We start from the raw sequence: 23,207 nt of genomic DNA on the forward strand, positions 1-23,207 counted from the left end.
GCCATCCCAGTCCTTGAAGCGTTCAGGATAGAAATCATCCGGATTTTCAAATACGTCCTCGCGGTGCATCGTTCCATATATATCGAGAGCAATCATTGTATCCTTTTCAATTGGATGCCCTTCGAACTGTATATCCGTTTTTGCTTTGGCAGGCAGGAAAGGAACGAACGGATAGAACCTTCTTACTTCCTGGGAGAACATGTATGCATAGTCATCATCGGACTTGATCTTCTCCCGCGTAATCGGATGCTCATGCATCGCAAGGAGACCGAATGAAACAAAGCGGTTGATGGCGATGAGCGGGCGGAATGTGTTCATCAGGTCGATTGCGCATAGCCTGGAATCCATCGGATTTCCTTTATAGTCTTCCCAGTGGGCGAATTCATACAGTGCAGTGCCCTCCGGAGGGAATATTTTGCCTTTGCGTGTTTGGATGATCTGATCTTCAAGCCAGTCCTCAACACGTTTGCGGGCATCCACAGACGCTTTATATCCTTTGAATTTTCCGCCGAGACCTTTGAAGGAGTCGATCATGACATCCATGTCAGTCGCAATCTCTTCAATCTTCTCCTCAGGTGCCTGTACGCCGGCCCATTTGGTCCCGATCTTGGTCAGCTGCACGATGGACTCACGGTAGATGTTGATCTGATCCATCTGTTCCATCTTCTGGGTATTCATGTACCAATGGTTGCGTGTCAGTTCCCTCAGATGTTTCAGGTTGCCTTCAGTCATGAGGGACATGAACAGGGCTTTTCTGTCAATATGCTTTTTACCCGTGGTCGTGTGGATTGCCCCTTTACCGAACAATGTATTCACGACACGTTTTGGCAGTGTGCCGGAACGCTCGATCTTGTCGTTGTCATAGAACAATTCAGCAGCATCTTTACCGCTGATGACAATAATCTTTTTTCCGCCGAGTGCCCGTGTTTCAAAAATATTTTCACTTCCAAGGCGCTTCCTCTGGTTGGTTATATAGAGATAGCCCTGTTTCATAACTTTAAGAGTGTTGTCGAGACCTTTGTCTCTCTTAATTGTGCCCATAAACTCTCCTCCAAATTTCAGTTTCCATACCATTATATATAAACAGTTGACCCAATGCCAACAATTACTAATATGGAATCTCATCTTCTATTTCAGTCTCACCGTCGATTACAACTTTGTAGGAAGCCGTCTCCCCCTCTTCAATCGTCAGATCGATGCTGTACTCTCTTTCTTCAGTCATTTCAAAGGTGTCGGCGGCCGTACTGATGTCATTATCCTTGTCTTCGATGAAAATTTCAACAGTTTGCGGCTCAGGTTCTGAGTCCTCTTCTGAAGCGTTTTCTTCCTTGTCACCTTTTCCACTCTCCGAAGACTCTTCTTCCGACGGATCTTCTTCGGCTTCCTCTGCGGATGAACCCTCCTCTTTCAGATAAGGGATCGTGATGTTCTGTACATACTGCTTCTCACCGGGCTCCTGGCCGCGGGATACAACCATCTGGATGGTCGAACCGGGAAGGAAACCGCCATAGTTCGGACTCTGGCTGATGATATGGCCCTCCGGCACATCTTCGTTATAAAGTTCATTTGAAACCTCAACGTTGAACCCCTGGGACGTCAATTGTTCATGTGCAGTTTCATACGGCTCACCGGTATAATCGACGACTTCGATCGGCTCGAGCCCCTGGGACACTGTGAGGATCAAGTCCTCTTCTGCGGGATGGACTTCATCTTCCGGCTCAATGGATTGTGACAGGATCGTCCCCGGCTCACTTTCATCATACTGTTCCTCTATGTTCACCGCACCAAATCCAAGCGAATTGATATCATTGCTGACATCATCATAGTTCTCCCCCGTGAAATCCTCCATCTTGTACGGCTCTTCTCCGAGGCTCATGACAAAATCCACAGCCGTCCCCTCTTCGATTTCTGTACCGGCCCCAGGGGAAGTGCTGATGATATGTTCCGCTTCGACGGAATCATCATATTCCTCGGTGACTTCGCCCTTGACCAGATTGTTCTCATCAAGCAGCTGTTCTGCTTCCTCCATGGTGGAATCCTCAAAATCAGGCGTGGCGACCGTCGGTTCAGGCCAGAAGGCCGACGCAAGCACTCCGCCGGCGGACAGCAGGAGAAGGAGCGGAATCAGCCATAATAAAAACAGGCGTCTCTTTTTGGGCTTTTCTTCCCTGTCCGCTTCCCCTTCTTTCGGCGGCTCCCCGGCCTCCACCGGCGCAGCCACTGCTGTAACCATCGTATTTTCATCATCCTTTTTAGCAGAAGGAGTATACGGTGCATCATTATCCCTGTATTCACCGATTGCCCTTATGACATCATCGGCGTGCCTGTACCTGTCATACGGATCCTTTTCTGTACATTTTAAAATGATGTTGATCAGGCCGCGGGGCACATCCCGGTACTCCAGAATATCAGGCATCGGTTCTGAAATGTGCTTCAGCGCCACAGATACCGGTGTCTCGCCTTCGAATGGAAGCCGTCCCGAGAGCAGTTCGAAAAGGACGATCCCGAAGGAATAGATGTCCGTCCGCTCGTCTGTCTGGCGCCCTTTGGCCTGTTCGGGGGAAATATACTGTACAGAGCCCATCACCTGGTTCGTCTCCGTCATCCGCGTTTCGCTCAGGGCCTTGGCAATGCCGAAATCCGTGATTTTCACCCTGTGCTGCTCGTCCAGCAGAATATTCTGGGGTTTGATGTCCCTGTGGATGATGCCCGCCTGATGCGCGTGTCTGATGCCCCCGAGGACCATCAATGCAATCCTTACAGCCTCATCCAGCGGGATCGGGTGATTGTCGCGTATGTACTCCTTCAGCGTCGGACCCCTCACCACTTCCGTGACCAGAAGATGGTATTCGTCTGATTCATCGACATCCAGTACACTCACTATATTCGGATGGGACAGCTGGATGGTGCTTTCCACTTCACGCTGAAAGCGTGCTTTCGACTTGTCACGGTCGTGATGGTCCACCTTGATCAGCTTGACGACCACTTCGCGGTCCAGGATGATATCACTCGCTAAATAGACGGAACTCATGCCGCCGCCCAGATATTTTAAGATTTTATAGCGTTCTGATACCACTCTTCCTATCACTCTGTTTCACTCGCTTTCAGATCGGCCAGGACGAGGCTGATATTATCAGTGGAGCCGTTTTTCTCCGCCCTGCGGATCATTTCCTCCGCCCTGTCGGACAGTTCTTTCCCTGTTGCATATGTCAGGCTGTGTATTTCATCCGTCGCCATCTCATCAGTCAGCCCGTCGGATGCAACCATCAGATAGTCATACTGCCTGTTCCTCAGCCTGAAGACATCCGCCTGTATGAGACGGTCTGTCCCCATCGCTTTGGTGATGATATTTTTCTTCGGATGCCTTTCGGCTTCTTCTGCTGTGATTTCGCCTGCATCCACCAGCAGGTTGACGAACGAATGGTCCTTCGTCACCTGCTCTATGGATCTCGGATTCATGACATAGGCCCTTGAATCACCGACGTTCAGCACGATGATCGTCTCATCTATGAAAGCGGCCAGGACGAGCGTCGTGCCCATGCCCCGGTACTGCGGGTTCTCCTCCTGGTAGTCGAACAGGCTGCGGTTCACTTTCATCACCAGATTGCGCAGGTACTGTTCACCGGTCTCCACATCGAGGAGGTTTTCCGCTCTCCATGCTTCACCGATTTCATCCAGCACGAATTTACTGGCCACGTCACCATACTGATGGCCGCCCATGCCGTCAGAAACCATGATCAGGAGCTGTCCGGTACCATTATGGAAAATGCCGGTCACATCTTCGTTTGTACTTCTGAAGTTTCCGCAAATACTCTTTTCAACTACTCTCAAGGATCATTCCTCCGTCTCTTCTTTTGATTCCTTTGCCCTGAGCTGTCCGCAGGCTGCATCGATGTCGGTGCCCTGTTCGCGCCTGAGGGTTGCATTGACACCGCATTCGTTCAATGTTTCAAGAAATTCAAAAATATCGTCACGGCTCGTCCGGACATAATTGCGTTCCGGCACATGGTTCACGGGGATCAGGTTGACATGGCATTTCAGATCCTTTATCAGTTCGCTTAATTCCCGTGCATGACGGGGCTGGTCGTTCACCCCGCCGAACAGCCCGTACTCGAATGTGACCCTGCGGCTTGTGACCTGCTGATAGTACTTCAGGGAGTCCATCAGCTTGTCGATATCATACGCCCTGTTGATGGGCATCAGTCTGCTGCGTATTTCATTATCTGCAGCATGCAGGCTCACTGCGAAATTGATCTGGATATCCTCCTCTGCAAAATCATATATCCTCGGCACGATGCCGCTTGTCGATACGGTAATGTGGCGCGCGCCGATGTTCAGACCGTCGTCATGATTGACGACGCGGAGAAATTTCATCATCTGGTTGTAGTTCTCAAACGGCTCTCCGATGCCCATGATGACGATGCTGCTCACCCGCTCATCCGTTTCATCCAGGGCTTTTTGGATCTGGAGCACCTGGGAAACGATTTCGCCCGCTTCAAGGTTGCGCTTCAGTCCGCCAAGCGTCGAAGCGCAGAAGCTGCAGCCGATGCGGCAGCCTACCTGCGTTGTGACACAGACCGAATTGCCGTAGTCGTGACGCATCAGGACGGTCTCGATCGTATAGCCGTCCCTCAGGCGGAATAAAAATTTCATCGTGCCGTCTTTGCTTTCCTGACGCACCACGGTTTCCAGACTGTCCATGTTGTAGTTTCGAGCAAGCTTTTCGCGAAGTGGTTTCGGCAGGTTCAGCATCCCGTCGAAATGGTTCACGCGGTGGACGTAGAGCCATTCGAATATCTGCTCCCCCCTGTAGTCCGCTTCCCCCCATTCCACTGCAAGATCTTTCAGTTCATCCTTTGACAGCGAATAGATCGACGGCTGGTCGAACTCCGGCAGTTTGTAGTTCCTGATCTCTTTTTTAGGTGGTCTTTCTATCATGATTACTTTTCCTTCTTCCTGAACCTGGCGATGAAGAATCCATCGGTGCCCGCTTCCTGGGGCAGAATCTGTCTGAACGGCCCTTCAAAGCCGAGGGCGTCGATGGTGAATGGATCGAATTCCATATCTTCATTCTGCTTTTTGAAAGTGAAGGCCACATTCTCATTTTCCATCTGGTGGATGGTGCATGTGGAATAGACGAGTATCCCGCCAGGCTTTAAATAGTTTTTAACGTGATTCAGTATTTCCAGCTGCAGTTCTACAAGCGGCGCTATATCCTGTTCTGTGCGTTCATATCTGATTTCCGGTTTCCTTCTGATCACACCGAGCCCCGAGCATGGTGCGTCGACGATGATGCGGTCGTACATCCCGGGATAGTCGTGGGATGCAGCATCGCCCCGGAATGTGCTGAGATTTGTGAGTCCGAGCCGTTTCGCCTGGGCTTTGATCAGCGGCACTTTATGCTCGTGTATATCCGACATATCGATATGTCCATCCGGCATCTTTTCAAGCGCATGGAGCCCTTTCCCCCCCGGCGCGCTGCAGGCGTCGAGCACCGTATCGCCCGTTTTCGGTTCAAGTGCGGTGTTCACAAGCATCGAACTCAGATCCTGTATGCTGAAATATCCTTCCCTGTACAGAGGCGACCGCAGTATGTCGCCGCCGCGCACTCTGATCGCATCGGCTTGCAGTCCGCTCTCCTCTACATCATGACCGTCAAGCTGTAATCTTTCAAGGAGTTCAGGGCGGGATATGCGCGAAGTATTCGTGCGGATGTACATTTCAGGATGAGTGTCGAGGGCACGGGCGATCTCAGCCGCTCCCTCCAGTCCATGATGCGTCTCCCACTGCTTCAATATCCACTGCGGGATGCTGGTTTCTATCGACAGCCTTGAAATATCTTTTTTTACACTGCCTATGTCACGGAGCGGATTCCGTTCGAAATTCCTGAGTATGCCGTTTATGACGTTGGCATGACCCGGCCCGCCAATCGATTTGGCGATATCCACTGCTTCATTGATCACAGCGTAGTTCGGCACGCGTTCCAGCCATACAATCTGGTAGACGGAGAGATACAGCAGGCTTTTCTGCCAGCGCCTGATTTTCTTTCTGATGTAGGGTTTTATATAGAATTCGATTGTAAGGCGCTTTGAAATTGTACCATAGACGATCTCGGTCAATAACCCCCTGTCTGAGGGATCAAGATTATTCTCTTTGATGATGTCATTGAGGACGATGTTGCTGTAGCCGCCCTCTTCTGTAATACGTGTATATACTTCCAGTGCAAGTTCCCTTACATTCATCTAATCCACCTGCCCCATGACTGTGCCGATCAGATCCTGTCTGCCTGCTGCAAAATGATGCGCATCCGCCTTCTTCTTGCCGGAGAGCTGGACTTCGGTCACTTCCACAGCCCGTCCGTCACCGCACGCAACTGTAAAGCCCCGCTCTGTAATGCCGGTGATGGTGCCTGGCATTTCAGCTGTACTGTCCACAGGTTTGTCTGCGCCGTAGATTTTAAGACGCTTGCCATCAAGCATCGTGTATGCACCGGGCCATGGTGACAGACCCCGTATATGGTTGAATACGGTGCGCGCATCCTGCGTCCAGTCAAGCCGTTCATCTTCTTTTGAGATGTTCGGGCTGACAGTCACTTCCGCCGGGTCCTGGGGCGCACGGTCGTTCGTCCCGTCAAATATGGACGGCAGCGTCTCAAGCAGCAGTTTTGCTCCGATTGTGCTCAGGCGGTCATGGAGCGTACCCGTATTGTCATCATCTGTGATCTGTACGGCGCTCCGGCTGATGACATCACCTGAGTCCAGTCCTTCAGCCATGTACATGATGGATACACCGGTCTCCCGGTCCCCTTCCAGTATCGCACGATGGATGGGTGCACCGCCCCTGTGGCGCGGAAGCAGTGAGGCATGGACATTCACAGCACCGAGCCGCGGGATGTCCAGGAGTTCTTTGGGAAGTATCTGGCCATATGCTGCAGTAATGATGATGTCGGGGTTCATCTCCCTTATCTTTTCAACGGCTCCGGAATTCCCGATCCGTTCCGGCTGGAAGAGGGGGATGCCCATCTCTTGTGCTGCAGCCGCAACCGGCGGCGGTGTCAGTACGCGCTTTCGCCCCACGGGCTTGTCCGGCTGGCTGATGACCATGGAGACCCCATGATTCCCATGCAGTGCCCTGAGCACCGGCACGGAGAAATCAGGTGTACCCATGAAAATGATGGTTTCGTTCATAAATGGTGCCTCCTACATGATTACAAGCGGATTGACATCTATTTTCAGGGAGATGCCTTCCTTCTTGTATTTTTCGTGATATTCCTCATCCAGTGCGGTGAGGATGTCAAGCAGTGCCGGCTCCCGCTTGTACTTCAGCAGTATCTGGAAACGGTGCTGGCGGTTTATGCGCTCTATCGGGCTCGGTGAGGGGCCGACGATGATCGACTGTCCGCTCATCGCCCCGGCAAGCGTTCCGTGTATATGGCTTGTGGCATCCAGGCACTTCCTCACATCTTCACTGGAAATCGTGAACAGTACATGGAAGTAGAACGGCGAATACCGCGCCATGCGCCGGAATGCCATTTCCTTTTCATAGAAACTGCGGTAGTCATTGTGACGGGCAAGCTCTATCGCATAGTGCGATGGATTATAAGTCTGGAAAAGGACCTCACCGCTCAGCTCATGCCGCCCCGCACGTCCGGATACCTGGGTCAGCAGCTGGAACGTCTTTTCATTCGCCCGGAAATCCGGAAGATTGAGCATCGTATCCGCGTTCAGCACACCGACAAGCGTCACTTTCGGATAGTCGAGTCCTTTGGCAATCATCTGGGTCCCGAGCAGGATCGGTATCTCGTCTCGTTCAAAATGGTTCAGCAGCTTCTCGTGCATGCCTTTGCGGCGCGTTGTGTCATTGTCCATCCTGACGACATCGGTGCCGAACATGTCGCGCAGTATCTCCTCCACTTTCTCCGTGCCCGTGCCGCGGAACGTCACATCAGTGCCCGCACAGTTGTCGCACTGTCTGCTGACGGCTGACTCATAGCCGCAGTAATGGCACAGAAGCGAATTGTTGGACTTGTGATACGTGAGTGATATGTCACAGTTCGGGCACATCGGCACATGACCGCAGCTCTGGCATATCTGGAAATTCGAATAGCCCCTCCGGTTCAAAAGCAGGACTGTCTGCTCCCCTTTTTCAATCCGGTCCTGTATGGCGTCATGGAGCTGTGTGGATATGATCGAAGTGTTTCCCGTCCGGTGCTCTTCCGACATATCGACGATCTGGACTTCGGGCAGCACCTTCGTACCCGCCCGTTCGGTCAGCTCAAGGCGTCTGTAGACCCCTTTTTCGCTTCTTGCATATGTTTCGAGACTCGGTGTCGCAGTGCCCAGGATCAGCGGGCACCTGTGGCGCCGGCTTCTGAACTTCGCAACCTCCGCCGCGTGATACATCGGCCGGTCACCCTGTTTGTATGTCGTTTCATGCTCTTCATCGATGATGATGGCACCGACATCCTCAAACGGAGCGAACACACTGCTCCGCGCGCCGACGGACACCCTTGCCCGGCCTTCTTTGATCTTGCGCCATTCATCATATTTCTCGCCGGCGGAAAGAGCGGAGTGGAGCACCGCCACATCATCACCGAAACGCATCTTGAAACGGTTCACCATCTGTGGTGTCAGCGCGATTTCAGGCACGAGCATGATTGCCGTCCGTCCCTCTTCCAGCACTTTTTGGATGACCTGCAGGTAGACTTCCGTCTTGCCGCTGCCTGTGATGCCGTGGAGCAGGAAGGTTTCGGCAGTCTCCGCATCCATGGATGATGTGATTTCATCATAGGCATGCTGCTGTTCTTCGTTCAGCACCTTCGGACGGTCATACTCAAAGACCCGGCCGGAGTATGGGTCGCGTTCGACTTCGACATCCACTTTATCGATGAGCCCTTTTTTGTAGAGCGCGTTCACCATGGCATTCGAATAACCCTCTTCGCTGAGGTCTCTGACCAGCACGGGTTCGGATGACATATCGATCCGCTCAAGCAGTTCAACCTGCTTTTTAGCCCGTCCCAGGTTCGGTTCCGGCACTTTCAGCGAATAAACACCAAGCGCCGTCTTTTTGCGGGTGTGCTGGGACATCACCGTCTCCTCGGCGAGTGCGCCGGATTTCAGGTGCGGACGCAGGACGCTCAGCTGTTCTGCTGTGAGACGGCGCGTTTCCGCCTCTTTGCTAAAACCGAGCGATGAGAGCGCCTGTGCCGCTTCCCTGTCATCAGAAACGAGACGTATGATCTTTTTGTAATTCGCCTTCAGCGCGGCAGGGAGGATGGTCTCGATGACACTGATATACTGGTCGACGTAGTATTCCGCCAGATATTTCGCAATCACGATCATCTCTTCGGTCAGTACCGGCTCGATATCCAGTGTCCTTGCGATAGGCTTAATCCTCGCCGGATCGAAATCCGCAGTATCATTTATGTCCATCACATAGCCCTGTATCGTCCGGCGCCCGAACGGCACGAGGACCCTGTGCCCCACTTTGACGATGTCCTGCATGCCCTCCGGTATCCGGTAATCGAAAACCTGGTTGACACTTTTACTCGGTACATCAACTATGACTGAAGCAAACATCAACCCTGCCACCTCTTGACGATCGTACCGATGATCTCGACGCCGAGTGCCTGCTTGTCCATCTTCGGATAAGGCTGTTCAAAACCGTCGCTGAACAGCATGATGACCTCGTTGTCATCACTGTTCATCCCTATCTCTTTGTCCGAAACATCATTCATGACGATACAATCCGCATTTTTCTTTTCCAGCTTGGCTGCTGCGTACTTGCGCACATTGTCAGTCTCCGCGGCGAAGCCCACGACGAACATATCCCCTTTATGATCCCCTGCATACTGGAGGATGTCCTGCGTCTTTTTCAGTTCAATGGACAGTTCATCGTCATCTTCAGATTTCTTCATTTTGGAACTCTGTACGTCCCGTGGTGTGAAATCGCTGACGGCCGCGGTGAAAATGCCGAGATCCGCATCCATATGGCCCTTGACCGCCCCGAACATATCCGCAGTCGACTCCACATCGATCACTGTCACACCGGGCGGCGCGGGCAGGTTGACCGGGCCTGAGACGAGTACGACATCCGCGCCGCGCGCAGAGGCCGCTTCAGCGATCGCATATCCCATCTTACCGCTGGAATGGTTGGTCAGATAACGGATCGGGTCGATGGCCTCCCGGGTCGGGCCTGCTGTGATGAGCACTTTTTTGCCCTCAAGTGTCTTCTGAACCGTCAGCATACCCTCTATATAGGCTTTTATTTCAGGGACGTTTGCCATCCTGCCTTTTGCATTATAGCCGCAGGCAAGGAAACCCGATTCCGCATCGATGAAATGATAGCCCTCTCCCATAAGCAGTTCTATATTGCGGCGGACGGCCGGCTGGTTGTACATATGCACGTTCATGGCGGGGGCCATGATGACAGGTTTCGTGTTTGCAGCAAGTACATTGAGCAGCATATTGTCATAAATCCCGTTTGCCAGCTTGCCGATCGTATTTGCAGTGACCGGAACAACAGCGATTGCATCCGCCCACTCCCCAATTTTTATATGGGAGATGACAGAAGGATCTTCCTCTTTAAATGTATTCGTATAAACATGATTGCGCCCGATTGCCTGGAAGGCAAGAGGCGTTACGAATTCAAGTGCATTATCCGTGAGCACGACACGGACTGCATGTCCGGACTGTATCAGTTTACTCGTAAGATCGATTGCTTTATAGGCAGCGATGCCGCCTGTCACACCTATTACAATATTTGCCATGTCCTCACCTCTTTAAAAAAAGCTGACAATGAATTGTCAGCTAGTGTTGTTCTGTCACTTTGTTTTCTGCGATTTCCTCTAAAGCCCGACTTACAGTCTTGAGTGTCTTATACTCATCCAGAATCAGATCTTCGGGTTCATCCTGCAGGTGTCGTGCGCGTTTGGCAGCCATGGTCACGACGAGATATTTGGAATCGACATTCTTTTTCAGTTCATGGATTGATGGGTAAAGCATTAATTATTAACCTCCAGCAGCATTCTTAATTTAGATTCTACACGTGCACGCCTCATATGGGATGCTTCCACGATGCATTGGACACGCTGGCGGGCAGCATCGACATCGTCGTTCACCACAACATAATCATACAGGTTCATGAGTTTCAGCTCACGTTTGGCCTCATCTATCCGGTGTCTGATGATATCCGGTGAATCCGTACCGCGGTTGACGAGCCGTTCCTCCAACTGTGTAAGATTCGGGGGTGCAAGGAAGATGAACAGAGCGTCCGGGAATTTTTCCCTGACCTGTTTGGCACCTTCGACTTCAATTTCCAGGAATACATCATGTCCATCCGCCATTGTCTGTTCCACATATTCTACAGGAGTCCCGTAGTAGTTGCCGACATATTCGGCATACTCGATAAACTTGTCCTGGTCAATGAGCAATTCGAACTCTTCCCTTGTCTTAAAGAAATAGTCGATGCCATCCACTTCCCCTTCACGCATCTGTCTTGTTGTCATTGAGATCGAGTACTTGAAATCCGTATCCGGGTGATCGAAAATCGCCTTTCTCACAGTACCTTTGCCGACACCGGACGGTCCGGAAAGAACAATTAGAAGTCCTTTTTCTGAAGTCATAACACGTAACCTTTCTATTTGTGATTATCTCTTAATGTATCATATCCAAGCCTGAAATTCATCATAAAATCACTGCATCGACCAAACTCACCCATTTCATGTTAAAATACAGGATAGCAAATCACAGGAGGAACAGCCAATGGCATTTGACGGCAACTTTGTCCATGCACTCACCGATGAACTTTCAATATTGGAAAAAGGCAAGATCAATAAGATCCAGCAGATGGATGATACATCCCTCATACTCAAAATCCGCTCACAGCGGGCAAATCATAATCTCCTGATCAGTGCACACCCGATGTATGCACGTTTCCATCTGACGCATCAGAAGTATGAATTCCCGTTCGACCCGCCGATGTTCCTGCGCGTCGCGAGAAAACATATCGAAGGCGGCATCATCAAAAGCATCCGGCAGATCGGCAACGACCGGCGGGTGGAATTCCATATCCAGTCCCGCAATGAGATCGGGGATGATGTCGGGCGCATACTCATCCTCGAGATCATGGGCAGGCACTCGAACATCATCATCACCGATGAACAATATAATATATTGGAAGGCATCAAGCACCTGACACCAAACAACAATGCCCGCACGATCATGCCGGGGTTCGCATACAAGGCACCCCCGACGGCGGAAAAGCTCAATCCGAGGACGGAGGAAATAGAAAAGCTGCCTTCCCGGATTGATTTCAACAGCGGCAAGGTAAGCAGACAGATCCTTGCCGCCGTTGAGGGATTCAGTCCGTTGTTCGTCCGGGAAATCGAGTACAACGCCGGGCACTTCAACATCCGCAACATCGTGCCCGCAGTCAGGGAGACACTCGCCAAGGCCGGGGAAATCCGCCCCTCCCTTTATGACGGGGGCGCAAGCGAGACATTTTATCATACACCCCTTGGGCACCTCGGGGAACCCTCTGAAACTTTCGGTACGCTGTCTGAGCTCGCGGACCATTACTATCACAACCGCTACCAGACTGCACTGATCAAGCAGAAGGCGAATGATTACCTGAATGTCATCAGCCGGGAATATGAGCGCACGGAGCGGAAGATAGAAAAACTGAAGGGGGACCTGGGGGAAGCAGCTGAGAAAGATGTACATCAGAAATACGGGGAACTGCTCACCGCCTACATGCATCAGGTGCAGCCACACCAGGATTCCGTTACGGTGCTTGACTATTACACAGGCGAAGAAGCCACCATACCACTCGAACCGGATATTTCACCGAGTGACAATGCCCAGAAATACTACAGCAGGTACAACAAGCTGAAAAAGCGTGAAAGCGAGGCGGCAAAGCAGCTCGACCAGGCGCGTATGGATATGGAGTACTTCTCGAACCTGCTCCATCAGATGGAAGAGATCACAACAGAAGAGGAAGTCGGGGAAATCCGTGAAGAACTGTATGAACAGGGCATCATCAAAGCGAGAAGGAGCAGCGGGAAGAAAAAGAAGAACCGTCAGATCCAGCTGCACCAGTTCCGGACAACCAACGGCCTGGATGTGCTGGTGGGCAAAAACAACAAGCAGAACGATTACCTGACATCAAGGAAAGCACAGAACAACCATCTGTGGTTCCATACAAAAGATATTCCCGGTTCACATGTCGTCCTCACCCATCCGCCCGGCCAGATCGAAGAGCAGGACATACTGGAGGCCGCCATGCTTGCCTCCTACTTCTCAAAAGCGAAGGAATCCGAATCCGTACCCGTCGATTTCACAGAAATCAGGCATGTGCATAAGATCAGCGGAGCCAAGCCCGGATTTGTCACATATACAGACCAGCAGACCGTGTTCGTGACTCCTGATGGGAAAAAAGTCGACAGCATGGCAGTGAAATAAGATCCATCATGGGTATACGGGCCCTTTGCGGCCCGTATTTTTTTGATTTTGGACAGGGTACACCCTCTGCCGGAAGTGCCTCCCTCAACGAGGAGGCGCTGCATCATTTATCATACAATGCCGCATACTGCTGTGCGGAAGCCGTCCAGCTGTAATCGGAAGCTGCCATATTCCTGCACAGTGCATCCATGTGTTCCAGTGACCTGTACAATTTCAGGCTATACTTGAGCCTGTCCAGCAATTCGTGCGCATTGTAGTTGGCAAACGACAGGCCGTTTCCTGTATGGTCATATTCGTCATACGGTATGACAGTGTCCTTCAGCCCTCCGGTCTCCCTTACGATCGGCGCACTCAAATAGCGGATCGCAATCAGCTGGCCGAGACCGCATGGTTCAAAAAGGCTCGGCATGATGAAGAAATCACCTGAAGCGTAAATCCTTCTGGCAAATGGTTCGCTGAAACCGAGTGTGACGTGGACTTTCCCGGGGAAATGCGCTTCAAGTAACCTGAAATACTCTTCATATTCAGCGTCACCGGAGCCGAGAACCACTAGCTGGACGTCCGATTCGAGAAATTCATGCATAATGTGCCTGATGAGGTCCAGTCCTTTTTGGGCGACGAGCCGGGTGACGACACCGTACATCGGTATGCGTTCATCCACTTTGAATCCAAGCGCTTCCTGCATGGCTGTCTTATTCGCCAGTTTGTCGGCGCGCGAAGATTTGAACTGCTGGCTGAGGGCAGGGTCCGAGAGCGGATCATAGTCCTTCGTGTCCAGGCCGTTGAGGATGCCGTACAGGTCGCCGCGCCTGTCGGCAAGCACCGGTTCCAGCCCCTCCCCGAAAAAGGGGGTGAGGATTTCATCCGCATAGGTTTCGGAAACCGTTGTTATGATATCCGCATGATAGATTGCCGCCTTCATCATGTTCATCATCCCGTGCCACTCAAAACCTGCAAAGTGTTCCATGCCGAGATCGAGCATTTCTCCGAATCCTGAATGCTCGAACCATCCCTGGTATTTTATGTTATGAATCGTATAGACCGTCTTCATGCCGGGGTGCGGCCGTTTTATACTGCCGATCGCGACAGCGGCACCGGTCTGCCAGTCATGGCAGTGGAGCACATCGAAATGTTCTTCAGTGCGGTACATGAACTCTATGATTGCATTGGAGAAAAAGATGAATCGCTCGCCGTCATCGACATAGCCGTACAGGCCGTCACGGTTGAAATAATATTCATTGTCGACAAAATAGTAGTCGACACCCCGGTCCCGGCGCTTCAGGATGCGCGTATACTGGTTGCGCCAGCCGACCGGCGTGCTGAAGACGAAGACTTCCTCCATATCGGGACGGTAACCGGACTCTATGATCTCCTTATAGAGCGGCAGTATGACAGAAACCTCCACTTCCTGCTCTGCCAGGGCCTGGGGCAGGCTGCCGGCGACATCCGCCAGCCCCCCGGATTTTATAAAGGGGGTACATTCACTCGCTGCAAAAAGCACGTGTTTCATGTAACGACCGCCTCCTTCTTTTAAATGGTGGACCGCTTCGCAATGATATACGGTTTGTCCTCTGAACCGATGAGCATGCGGCCTTCTGTAATTGTGACATTTTTATCCAGGATTACATTTTCCAGATATGCCCCACGGCCAATCGTACAATTCGCGAAAACCACTGAGTTTTTAACAGTTGCCCCTTCTTGGATTGTGGCATTTCTGGAGATGACAGAGTACTCCACTGTTCCTTCAATCATGACGCCATTGGCGACAATTGAAGATTTAACATCACTGCCCTTCTTGTACAGCGCCGGCGGATTCGTGCTGATCTTCGTTTTCACAAGGTTTTCACCATGAAAGAAATCACGGTATCTTTCATTTCCGAGGAGCGACATGCTGTTTTTGAAGTACGCCTGTACTGTATGGAAATAATAGGTAATCCCTTCAATGTCAAAATAGTCTGTCCGGAACCGGTTCAGCTGCTCACGGATGCCGTTGTGGAACAGGTTCGGCTTGTAGTTGTCTATGCAGTAGCGCACTATATCAAGCAGCACCTGCTTTTTGATGATGAACATGCCCGTATAGATGTGATTGTTATTCCTGTCATTATTGAAACCGGTAAGGCTGTCACCTTCCGTCAGAAGTTTCAGCATCTGTGCGCTTGGTATATTCTCCTGCGGCCGCCTCTCTGCGACGAAAGTGATATCATTATCCTGCTCCTTATGATAACGGATCGCATCTTTGCAATTGGCGTTCGTAATGAACTGCGAACCGGCGACCATGACGTGATTGCCTTTGAAACGGTCGAACAGATCCCAGTGATTATGGAAATGCTTCAGGTCCCCTTCGGAAATGTCGGAAGGGTCGTTCCAGTCCGGAGGCAGGATGAATATCCTCGAATTCCTGCCTTCGAAGCCGAAGTCCTCCTTGCGGCTCAGATGGTCGAGCAGCGACCTGAATTTATTGCCGGCGAATACACCGACGGTCTTTATGCCCGAGTCGGACATGTTCGTCAGTGCAAAATCAATCAGACGGTACCTTCCCATGAACGGCACGGATCCTCCGCTTCTGAAATATGTCAGTTCCTCCAGGTCATCCTGTTCCGCCTGCAGGTTCACCAGCCCAAGGACATCTCTATGCATTTTTTCCGCCTCCCTTACCCATATAGTCTCCCAAAGTCCCTTCACTCAATACAACGGGCTCATCACCGTCCGCCCGCACCACCGTCCCCGCCGGCACTTTGAGACCGGTGGTCACGATGACGCGCTCCAGTATGACGTTATCCCCGATTACGGCATCGGGAAGTATGATGGAGGATTTCACGTCCGATCCCCCGCCTGTCTCCACGCCTGTGAACAGTACTGAATCTTCGATTCTGCCCTCTATGAACGAGCCGGAGGAAATCAGCGAATTGGTGATTTCAGCGGTCTTACCTATATACTCCGGCGGCCTGTTCTCTTCGTTCGGATACGTCGCCCATGTTTTGGACCGGAGCATTGTCTGGAAATCCTCTTTGAGGAGATCCATGTTCGCTTCCCAGTAACTGGCGACAGTTCCGACATCCTTCCAGTAGCCGTCGAATCTGTAGGCGAATAAAAGCCTCTGATCCAAAAGCAGTTTCGGTATGATATCCTTGCCGAAATCATGATCGCTCGATTCATCCTTTTCATCCTCGAGCAGATAGGGCCTGATGACATCCCACTTGAAAATATAGATTCCCATCGAGGCGAGGTTGTTTTTCGGATGTTCGGGCTTCTCATCAAATTCGTAGATGCTGAGGTCTTCATTGGTATTCAGGATGCCGAAACGGCTTGCTTCCTCCATCGGTACTTCAATGACGGAAATTGTCGCATCCGCTTCCCTTGCCCTGTGGAAGTCGAGCATTTTCGTATAATCCATCTGATACACATGGTCACCGCTCAGGATCAGCAGCTCATCCGGTTCAAACTGTTCGACATAATTCAAATTTTTGACGATGGCATCCGCCGTCCCGGAAAACCACGAACCGCCCTCCCTGTCAGAGAATGGGGCGAGCACACTGACACCGCCGGTCTGTCTCTCCAGCCCCCACGGCTTGCCGATGCCGATGTGTTTATTGAGCATGAGCGGGGAGTACTGCACCACCACTCCGACCGTCGAAATATCCGAGTTGGCCAGGTTGCTCATCGTAAAGTCGATGATCCTGTACTTACCCCCGAACGGGACTGCCGGTTTTGCAATGTCTTTCGTCAATTCCCCGAGCCTCGTTCCCTTTCCCCCGGCCAAAAGCATCGCTACAACTTTGGACGTCATATTATATACCCCCATCTGGATTATTTTCTATTTCAAACACCTGGAATGCCAGGGGTGCCACCGTCACCTTTATATGCTGATTTTCCCTGATGTGGTGTTCATCGAAGCTGAAATGCCGTCCGGGGTTCGTCACACCGGAACCGGAAAATTCCGTACTGTCACTGTTGAACACTTCCCTGTACGTGCCCGGCGACGGCACCGGAATCTTAAAATCATGATAGACATCCGGCCTGTAGTTCAGTATGCAGACTTTGAATGCCGCCCCCGCCCGCCTCGCGTAGCTGAAGACAGAATGCACTTTGTCATCGACGACGAGCCACCTGAACCCCTCCGGATCATAATCCGCCCTGTAGAATTCGGGATTGAACCTGTAGAGCCGGTTCAGGGACTGTACGTACTTTTTCAGTGCCCGGTGATAAGGATAGTCCAGAAGATGCCAGTCGACCTGCTCTTTGTCCTTCCATTCATGATACATGCCGATTTCCTGTCCCATGAATAAAAGCTGTTTGCCCGGCTCCGACATCTGGCTGCCGTACAGGAGGCGTGCCTGGGCGAACTGCTGCCACTGGTCGCCGTACATCTTCCCCACAATGGATTTTTTCCCGTGGACCACCTCATCATGTGACAGTGGCAGTACATAGTTTTCATTGTACTTATAGGCAAGCGAGAACGTCATACGGTTGTGGAAGTAGTCCCTGTGGCTGAAATCCTTGTCCATATAGGAGAGCCTGTCATGCATCCAGCCGAGGTCCCATTTGAAGTTGAATCCCAGACCGCCGGCATCCACAGGCGAGGTCACCATCGGTGTATCCGAAGAGTCCTCCGCCATCATGAGCAGCGATTCATCATAATCGAAGACCGCCGCATTCAGCTTTTTCAGGAAACTCACGCCTGCTTTGTTCACCTCTGTACCATCACTGTTGTAGATCTTCTCGTGTGGTTCATGATTTTCAAAGTTCAGGTCGATCATGCTGTGCACAGCATCTATACGGAGACCGTCCACATGGAATTCCCGGAACCAGAACATCGCAGCCGAGATGAGGAATGACTGGATTTCCGGGCGGCCATAGTCGAATGTCAGCGTCCCCCACTGCCTTTTATCCGCAATGCGCGAATCCGGATGTTCATAGGTCGGTGTGCCGTCAAACAGACGCAGACCGTGGTCATCCCTGCAGAAATGGGCGGGAACGTAATCCATGATCACCCCGATCTCCGCCCGGTGCAGTTCATTGATCAGGAATTTCAGCCCTTCGGGGTCCCCGTAGCGGCTTGTTGCAGAGAAGTATCCCGTCACCTGGTACCCCCAGGAGAGGTCAAAAGGGTATTCTGTAAGCGGCAGGAATTCCACGTGGGTGTACTCCATCTCCCTGAGGTAGGGAATCAGCGCCTCTGCCGTTTCCCTGTAGGAATAATGGGCAAGGTCGGTCAGTTCATCATCTGTAAGTCCCCCTGTTCTGGTGACAGGATGCTTCATCCACGTCCCCAGATGCATTTCATATATGCTTATCGGGGACCGGTAGACATTCGAGCAGCTGCGCCGTTTGAGCCAGGCATCATCCGTAAATTCAAATTCATCCGCATGGATGATGCTTGCGGTGGCCGGACGCTTTTCATGATAGAAGCCGTAAGGGTCTGACTTGAGATGGGAAGTTCCGTCAAAGTGGATCCTGTATTTATAAGTATCACCGATGGACAATTCCCCGCTCCTGAAGATCCACAGGCCGTCATCCCCGAGCCGTTCAAAGTCCATGCCCCTGCCGGTGTAGTCATTCGCGTCACATGCGAGCTGCACATGATCCGCTTTCGGCGCCCATGTGATGAAACGCATTTCCCCCTCCGGCCCGGGATGGGCGCCCATAAATTCATAGGCACGGTAGTGATTCCCCTGATGGAAAAGATATTTGTCCAGATCAAAGTCATCTTTGCTCAAAAAATCCACCCCTTTCGGTTATACTGTGGTTATATCCTTATTCGCAAGTATACAACTGTTCAGAAAGAAAAAACTTGGATCAATACAATTCTATCAAAATTTTCAAAAAATTAATATTTTTTTATCATTACGTTTAAAATACTCTGCCTGAAAAGGGATATGGAGGAACCTATGCTCAGAGCTTATCTCGACTCATCTGATGAAATTACAGTCAGACCTTTTGATGGTCATGAATTGGACTATGGGAATATAAACCTGTTTCAGGACGGGACTCTGATGGAGCGGGAAAGTGCAGTGGTTTCAGACGGACAGATCCGCCTGAAATATAAAGAGGATATCGCCCTCGATCAATTTGCCCATATAGAATATGACGGGAGAATGTATCCGCTGATGAACGGAACGTACGTCCATTCCATCGATTTCGATATGAAGTATTCGACCGGCGAAGAAATGGGCGCCGCCTACACGAGAACCCATACGGTATTCAGAGTGTTTGCGCCGACCGCAGTCAGCTGCCGGCTGCTGCTCGATCACGAACCGCGGGAGATGGATAAGAAAGGCGGCTATTTCGAAACCACAGTCCATTCAGACTGCCACGGCCGTCACTATCACTACGAAGTCAGCCATAATGATGTGACCCATTTCGTCATCGACCCCTACGTTAAGGGTGTGTCGGCGAACTCCCGGGAGGCCATGGTAATTGATTTCGAACGGATTAACCCGGGCTTCAGGGTACATCCCGTCCCTGATGTCCAAAATGACGAGGCCGTCATCTACGAAATACACATACGGGATATGACCACCCATCCGAACAGCGGGGTGAAACAAGAATACCGGGGGAAATACCGCGGCATGGCTGAATATGCCTTCACAGAACACGGTCTATCGAGCGGCCTCAACTATTTGAAGGAACTCGGTATCACCCATGTCGAGTTCATGCCTGTCAATGACTTTCCCACCGTCGATGAACTCAATGCTTCGAAAAGCTATAACTGGGGATACGACCCGATGTTCTTCATGGCCCCTGAAGGCAGTTATGCCAGCGATCCGAACAACCCGCTGATCCGGGTGCTCGAATTGCAGGAACTGGTGAAAGCTGTGCATGAAAACGGCATGAAAGTCATCCTCGATGTGGTGCTCAACCACGTTTACGAGGTGGAAAATTCCAGTTTTGAAAAACTCGTCCCGGGCTACTATTTCAGGCATAACGCCGACCTTTCCCTGTCAAACGGCACAGGCGTGGGCAATGATTTCGCTTCTGAAAAGCTGATGGCAAGACGGTTCATCCACGATACCATCTCGTTCTGGCTCGATTATTACCGGGTGGACGGCTTCAGGTTCGACCTGATGGGCGCGCTCGATATCGAAACGATGCAGGGCGTCGCAGAAATCTCCCGGCGTCAGGACCGTGAAATATTTCTGCTCGGTGAAGGCTGGGATCTGCCGACCGCCCTCGATCAATCCAAAAAGACACTGCCCGACGCCGGAGGCCGTCCCGGATCCATACATTTCTTCAACGATCATTTCAGGGATGCAGTCAAAGGCAATAATTTTGAACTTGCTGCAAAAGGGTATGTGAATGGTGAGGGCGCAGGAATAGATGAAATCCGTAATATGTTCACCGGCTCTTTTGAAGGTTTTTCCGCAGACATGAGCATCAATTATGTGGAAGTCCATGACAACCACACATTATATGACCGTTTGAGGTATTCCTCCGGCAAACGCCAGTATGTGCTTGAAAGCCAGCATCAGCTTGCCACGGCGCTCGTCCTTCTGTCATTCGGCACACCGTTTCTGCACGCCGGACAGGAATTCTTCCGGACCAAATTCGGTCACGGCAATACTTACAACCTGAGCGACATGCTGAACAGGATGGACTGGAACCGGCGTGCCAAATATCAGGATAATATCGAATTTGTGAAATCCCTCATTGCATTCAGGAAATCTGAACCGGTGTTCAGACTAAAGGACCGGGAACCGGTGGAGAAAGCGGTGACCCTCCTTTCATTCGAACGCATGCCCCGGGTATTCGGTGCCAGAATCAGATACAGGAACAGTGATTTCATAATTCTGATCAATCCGACGGAGACTTCGGCGGAACTTTCCTTAGGAAGCGATGAGGCCTTCGGCGTCAGGCTTTCCAATCAGCGGAGTACGGATAAAGCCGTCTATAGGAACAATTTTTATATAAAAGGCTACGAAGTTGTGATTCTTGCAAAGTCAGGCAGTGAATCTATAAACATTGAGGAGCGTGGATTGAATGGATAGGAAGCAATGGGAAGACCACATCAACGGAAGTTTCATAGACAGGAAAAGTTATGAAGCACTGAGTACGGAAGATAAGGAGGAAGCATTTGGCGACACCCTGTCTTTCGGGACGGCAGGCATCAGGGGGAAGATCGGGCTCGGGCCAAACCGCCTGAACCGCTATACTGTCGAAAAGGTGGCGCTCGGGCTCGCGCATTCACTGAAGGATGAAGCTGATCCGGTTGTTGTGATCGGCTATGATACAAGGCATTTCTCCATCGAATTTTCACAGACCATGGCCGCAGTCCTTGCACACAACGGCATTTCAGTCAAGGTGACAAAGCAGTACACTTCAACACCTGAGCTTTCATTTTTCGTACGCAGTTACGGCGCTTCCATCGGAGTAATGATCACAGCAAGCCATAACCCGCCCGAATACAACGGCATCAAGGTATACGGGCCGGACGGTGCCCAGCTGATCGATGCACCGGCTGCCGCCCTCAGCGAAAAGATCAATGCGATCGAGGATGTATTCTCCATCGGAAGCAAACCGTTCGAAGAGGGTCTCGGGGAAGGAATCATCCAGTATGTATCAGGTGCAGTGGAGGACAGCTACAGGAAGCATGTCACAGATTTCATCGGCAGCATCCCTGAATCGGAGCTATCCATCGTGTTCTCAAGCCTGCACGGCACAAGTGTGCCCATCGTTCCCGACCTGCTCGATTCTCTCGGCTTCAGTAATTACTCGCTTGTAACTGAACAGTGTGTGCCCGACGGCGACTTCCCGACCACCGCTTCCCCGAACCCTGAAAGCCCGGAAGCATTCGAATACTCGAAGGCGCTCGGGCGTGAGACCGGTGCAGATCTGCTGATTGCCACAGACCCCGATGCGGACAGGATGGGCGTGATCGTCAGGAATGAAGACAGATATGTACATCTGAATGGCAACCAGCTCGGGATTTTATTGCTGGATCAGCGCATGAAGGAGCATAGGGACAGAACGCCTGTGGTCATAAAATCCATCGTTACGAGCGATCTTGGCCGTAAAATCACGGAAGCCGCCGGCGGGGAAATGATCGAAGTGCTGACCGGCTTCAAATATATCGGCGAGCAGATAAAGTCTCTGGAAAATGATGATGATAAACAGTTCGTGCTCGGCTATGAGGAGAGCTACGGCTACCTGCTCGAGCCATTCGTCAGGGACAAAGACGCTATCCAGGTGGTGCCTTATATCATATCCATGGCGGCCGGGCTCAGAAATGAGGGGCGGACGCTCGTCGATCATCTTGAGGACATATACGAGGAACACGGACGGATTATGGAAGTCCTGTACAGCCACACATTCGAGGGTACAGAAGGCCGTGAAAACATCGACGAGATCATGAGCCAGTTCAGAAGGAATACGCCCAAAGAGATCGGCAGACGGGAAGTCATCCTGATCGAGGATTTCCTTCTCGGCAGGCGTACCGATAACTCAGGCAACAGTGAAGAAATCGATCTTCCCGAAGCCAATGTCATCAAGCTCCATTTCAAGGACGGCTGGATCGCCCTCAGACCTTCGGGTACTGAACCCAAAATAAAGCTCTATGTATCACTGGACAGCACACAGATCGAACAGGAGGCCAAGATCATCAATGATATGATCTTCGGTGTTTAGGCATCCATATGCACAAAAGGATACTGAAAAGAGCTTAGAAAGTTAATATGCAGCAAATATATCAGACAAAACCCGTGCGTCAGGTCCCCAGGATACTGACGCACGGGTTGTTTTTTGCATAGATTC

General features: G+C 51.3%; 17 protein-coding genes. 3 read left to right on the plus strand and 14 right to left on the minus strand.

From position 1 onward, the window contains the following. The 10 genes from WN59_RS08595 to gmk all read right to left on the minus strand — a co-directional run. Positions 1 to 1,041 (minus strand): cytochrome P450 (locus tag WN59_RS08595; protein ID WP_046515820.1); only part of this gene is annotated, 1,041 nt, incomplete at its 3' end. 67 nt (positions 1,042 to 1,108) lie between these two features. Next, positions 1,109 to 3,088: a Stk1 family PASTA domain-containing Ser/Thr kinase gene (pknB, locus tag WN59_RS08600; RefSeq protein ID WP_231577188.1), complete on the minus strand. Its 1,980-nt coding sequence runs from the start codon at positions 3,086 to 3,088 to the stop codon at positions 1,109 to 1,111. Continuing rightward, on the minus strand, positions 3,085 to 3,831 hold the full coding sequence (locus tag WN59_RS08605; protein WP_046515826.1) for a Stp1/IreP family PP2C-type Ser/Thr phosphatase: 747 nt from the start codon (positions 3,829 to 3,831) through the stop codon (positions 3,085 to 3,087). Before WN59_RS08605 ends, pknB begins: the two co-directional genes overlap by 4 nt. A gap of 3 nt (positions 3,832 to 3,834) precedes the next feature. Further along, positions 3,835 to 4,938: a 23S rRNA (adenine(2503)-C(2))-methyltransferase RlmN gene (rlmN, locus tag WN59_RS08610; protein WP_046515829.1), complete on the minus strand. Its 1,104-nt coding sequence runs from the start codon at positions 4,936 to 4,938 to the stop codon at positions 3,835 to 3,837. Between the two features lie 2 nt (positions 4,939 to 4,940). Next, positions 4,941 to 6,242, minus strand: coding sequence for a 16S rRNA (cytosine(967)-C(5))-methyltransferase RsmB (rsmB, locus tag WN59_RS08615; RefSeq protein ID WP_046515832.1), 1,302 nt, complete (start codon positions 6,240 to 6,242; stop codon positions 4,941 to 4,943). Further along, entirely contained in the window at positions 6,243 to 7,187 is a 945-nt protein-coding gene (fmt, locus tag WN59_RS08620) for a methionyl-tRNA formyltransferase (protein ID WP_046515834.1), read from the minus strand. 12 nt (positions 7,188 to 7,199) lie between these two features. Continuing rightward, positions 7,200 to 9,578, minus strand: coding sequence for a primosomal protein N' (gene priA / locus WN59_RS08625; protein WP_046515838.1), 2,379 nt, complete (start codon positions 9,576 to 9,578; stop codon positions 7,200 to 7,202). Continuing rightward, a complete protein-coding gene (coaBC, locus tag WN59_RS08630) occupies positions 9,578 to 10,768 on the minus strand; it encodes a bifunctional phosphopantothenoylcysteine decarboxylase/phosphopantothenate--cysteine ligase CoaBC (protein ID WP_046515841.1) in 1,191 nt (396 codons plus the stop codon). The genes priA and coaBC overlap by 1 nt, the downstream gene beginning before the upstream one ends. A 40-nt stretch (positions 10,769 to 10,808) precedes the next feature. Beyond that, positions 10,809 to 11,003 (minus strand): DNA-directed RNA polymerase subunit omega, encoded by a 195-nt coding sequence (gene rpoZ / locus WN59_RS08635; protein ID WP_046515844.1) that lies wholly within the window; start codon positions 11,001 to 11,003, stop codon positions 10,809 to 10,811. After that, positions 11,003 to 11,623 carry a guanylate kinase gene (gmk, locus tag WN59_RS08640; RefSeq protein ID WP_017548484.1) on the minus strand — a complete coding sequence of 207 codons (621 nt, stop codon included), beginning with the start codon at positions 11,621 to 11,623 and terminating at the stop codon, positions 11,003 to 11,005. The genes rpoZ and gmk overlap by 1 nt, the downstream gene beginning before the upstream one ends. 139 nt (positions 11,624 to 11,762) lie before the next feature. Here gmk and WN59_RS08645 point away from each other — a divergent pair, with 139 nt between their 5' ends. After that, complete coding sequence (locus WN59_RS08645; protein ID WP_046515849.1) at positions 11,763 to 13,460, plus strand: Rqc2 family fibronectin-binding protein; 1,698 nt, start codon at positions 11,763 to 11,765, stop codon at positions 13,458 to 13,460. 103 nt (positions 13,461 to 13,563) lie between these two features. On the opposite strand, the gene WN59_RS08650 is transcribed toward WN59_RS08645, so the two are convergent. Genes WN59_RS08650 through glgB form a run of 4 tightly spaced genes read right to left on the minus strand, consistent with a single transcriptional unit; the run spans position 13,564 to position 19,177 of the window. Next, positions 13,564 to 14,970: a glycogen synthase gene (locus tag WN59_RS08650; protein ID WP_046515852.1), complete on the minus strand. Its 1,407-nt coding sequence runs from the start codon at positions 14,968 to 14,970 to the stop codon at positions 13,564 to 13,566. Between the two features lie 20 nt (positions 14,971 to 14,990). Next, entirely contained in the window at positions 14,991 to 16,097 is a 1,107-nt protein-coding gene (glgD, locus tag WN59_RS08655) for a glucose-1-phosphate adenylyltransferase subunit GlgD (RefSeq protein WP_046515855.1), read from the minus strand. Next, on the minus strand, positions 16,090 to 17,247 hold the full coding sequence (locus tag WN59_RS08660) for a glucose-1-phosphate adenylyltransferase (RefSeq protein ID WP_046515858.1): 1,158 nt from the start codon (positions 17,245 to 17,247) through the stop codon (positions 16,090 to 16,092). The genes glgD and WN59_RS08660 overlap by 8 nt, the downstream gene beginning before the upstream one ends. A 1-nt stretch (position 17,248) precedes the next feature. Further along, positions 17,249 to 19,177, minus strand: a complete 1,929-nt coding sequence (gene glgB, locus WN59_RS08665) for a 1,4-alpha-glucan branching protein GlgB (RefSeq protein ID WP_052747358.1) — start codon at positions 19,175 to 19,177, stop codon at positions 17,249 to 17,251. A 171-nt stretch (positions 19,178 to 19,348) separates the two neighbouring features. Between glgB and pulA the strand changes: the two genes are divergently transcribed. Both pulA and WN59_RS08675 read left to right on the plus strand, forming a co-directional pair. Continuing rightward, complete coding sequence (gene pulA, locus WN59_RS08670; protein ID WP_052747360.1) at positions 19,349 to 21,445, plus strand: type I pullulanase; 2,097 nt, start codon at positions 19,349 to 19,351, stop codon at positions 21,443 to 21,445. Continuing rightward, on the plus strand, positions 21,438 to 23,081 hold the full coding sequence (locus WN59_RS08675; protein ID WP_046515869.1) for a phospho-sugar mutase: 1,644 nt from the start codon (positions 21,438 to 21,440) through the stop codon (positions 23,079 to 23,081). Before pulA ends, WN59_RS08675 begins: the two co-directional genes overlap by 8 nt. Positions 23,082 to 23,207: the final 126 nt, after the last annotated feature.

It is taken from the genome of Salinicoccus sediminis, from assembly GCF_000986795.1.
GTDB lineage: Bacteria > Bacillota > Bacilli > Staphylococcales > Salinicoccaceae > Salinicoccus > Salinicoccus sediminis.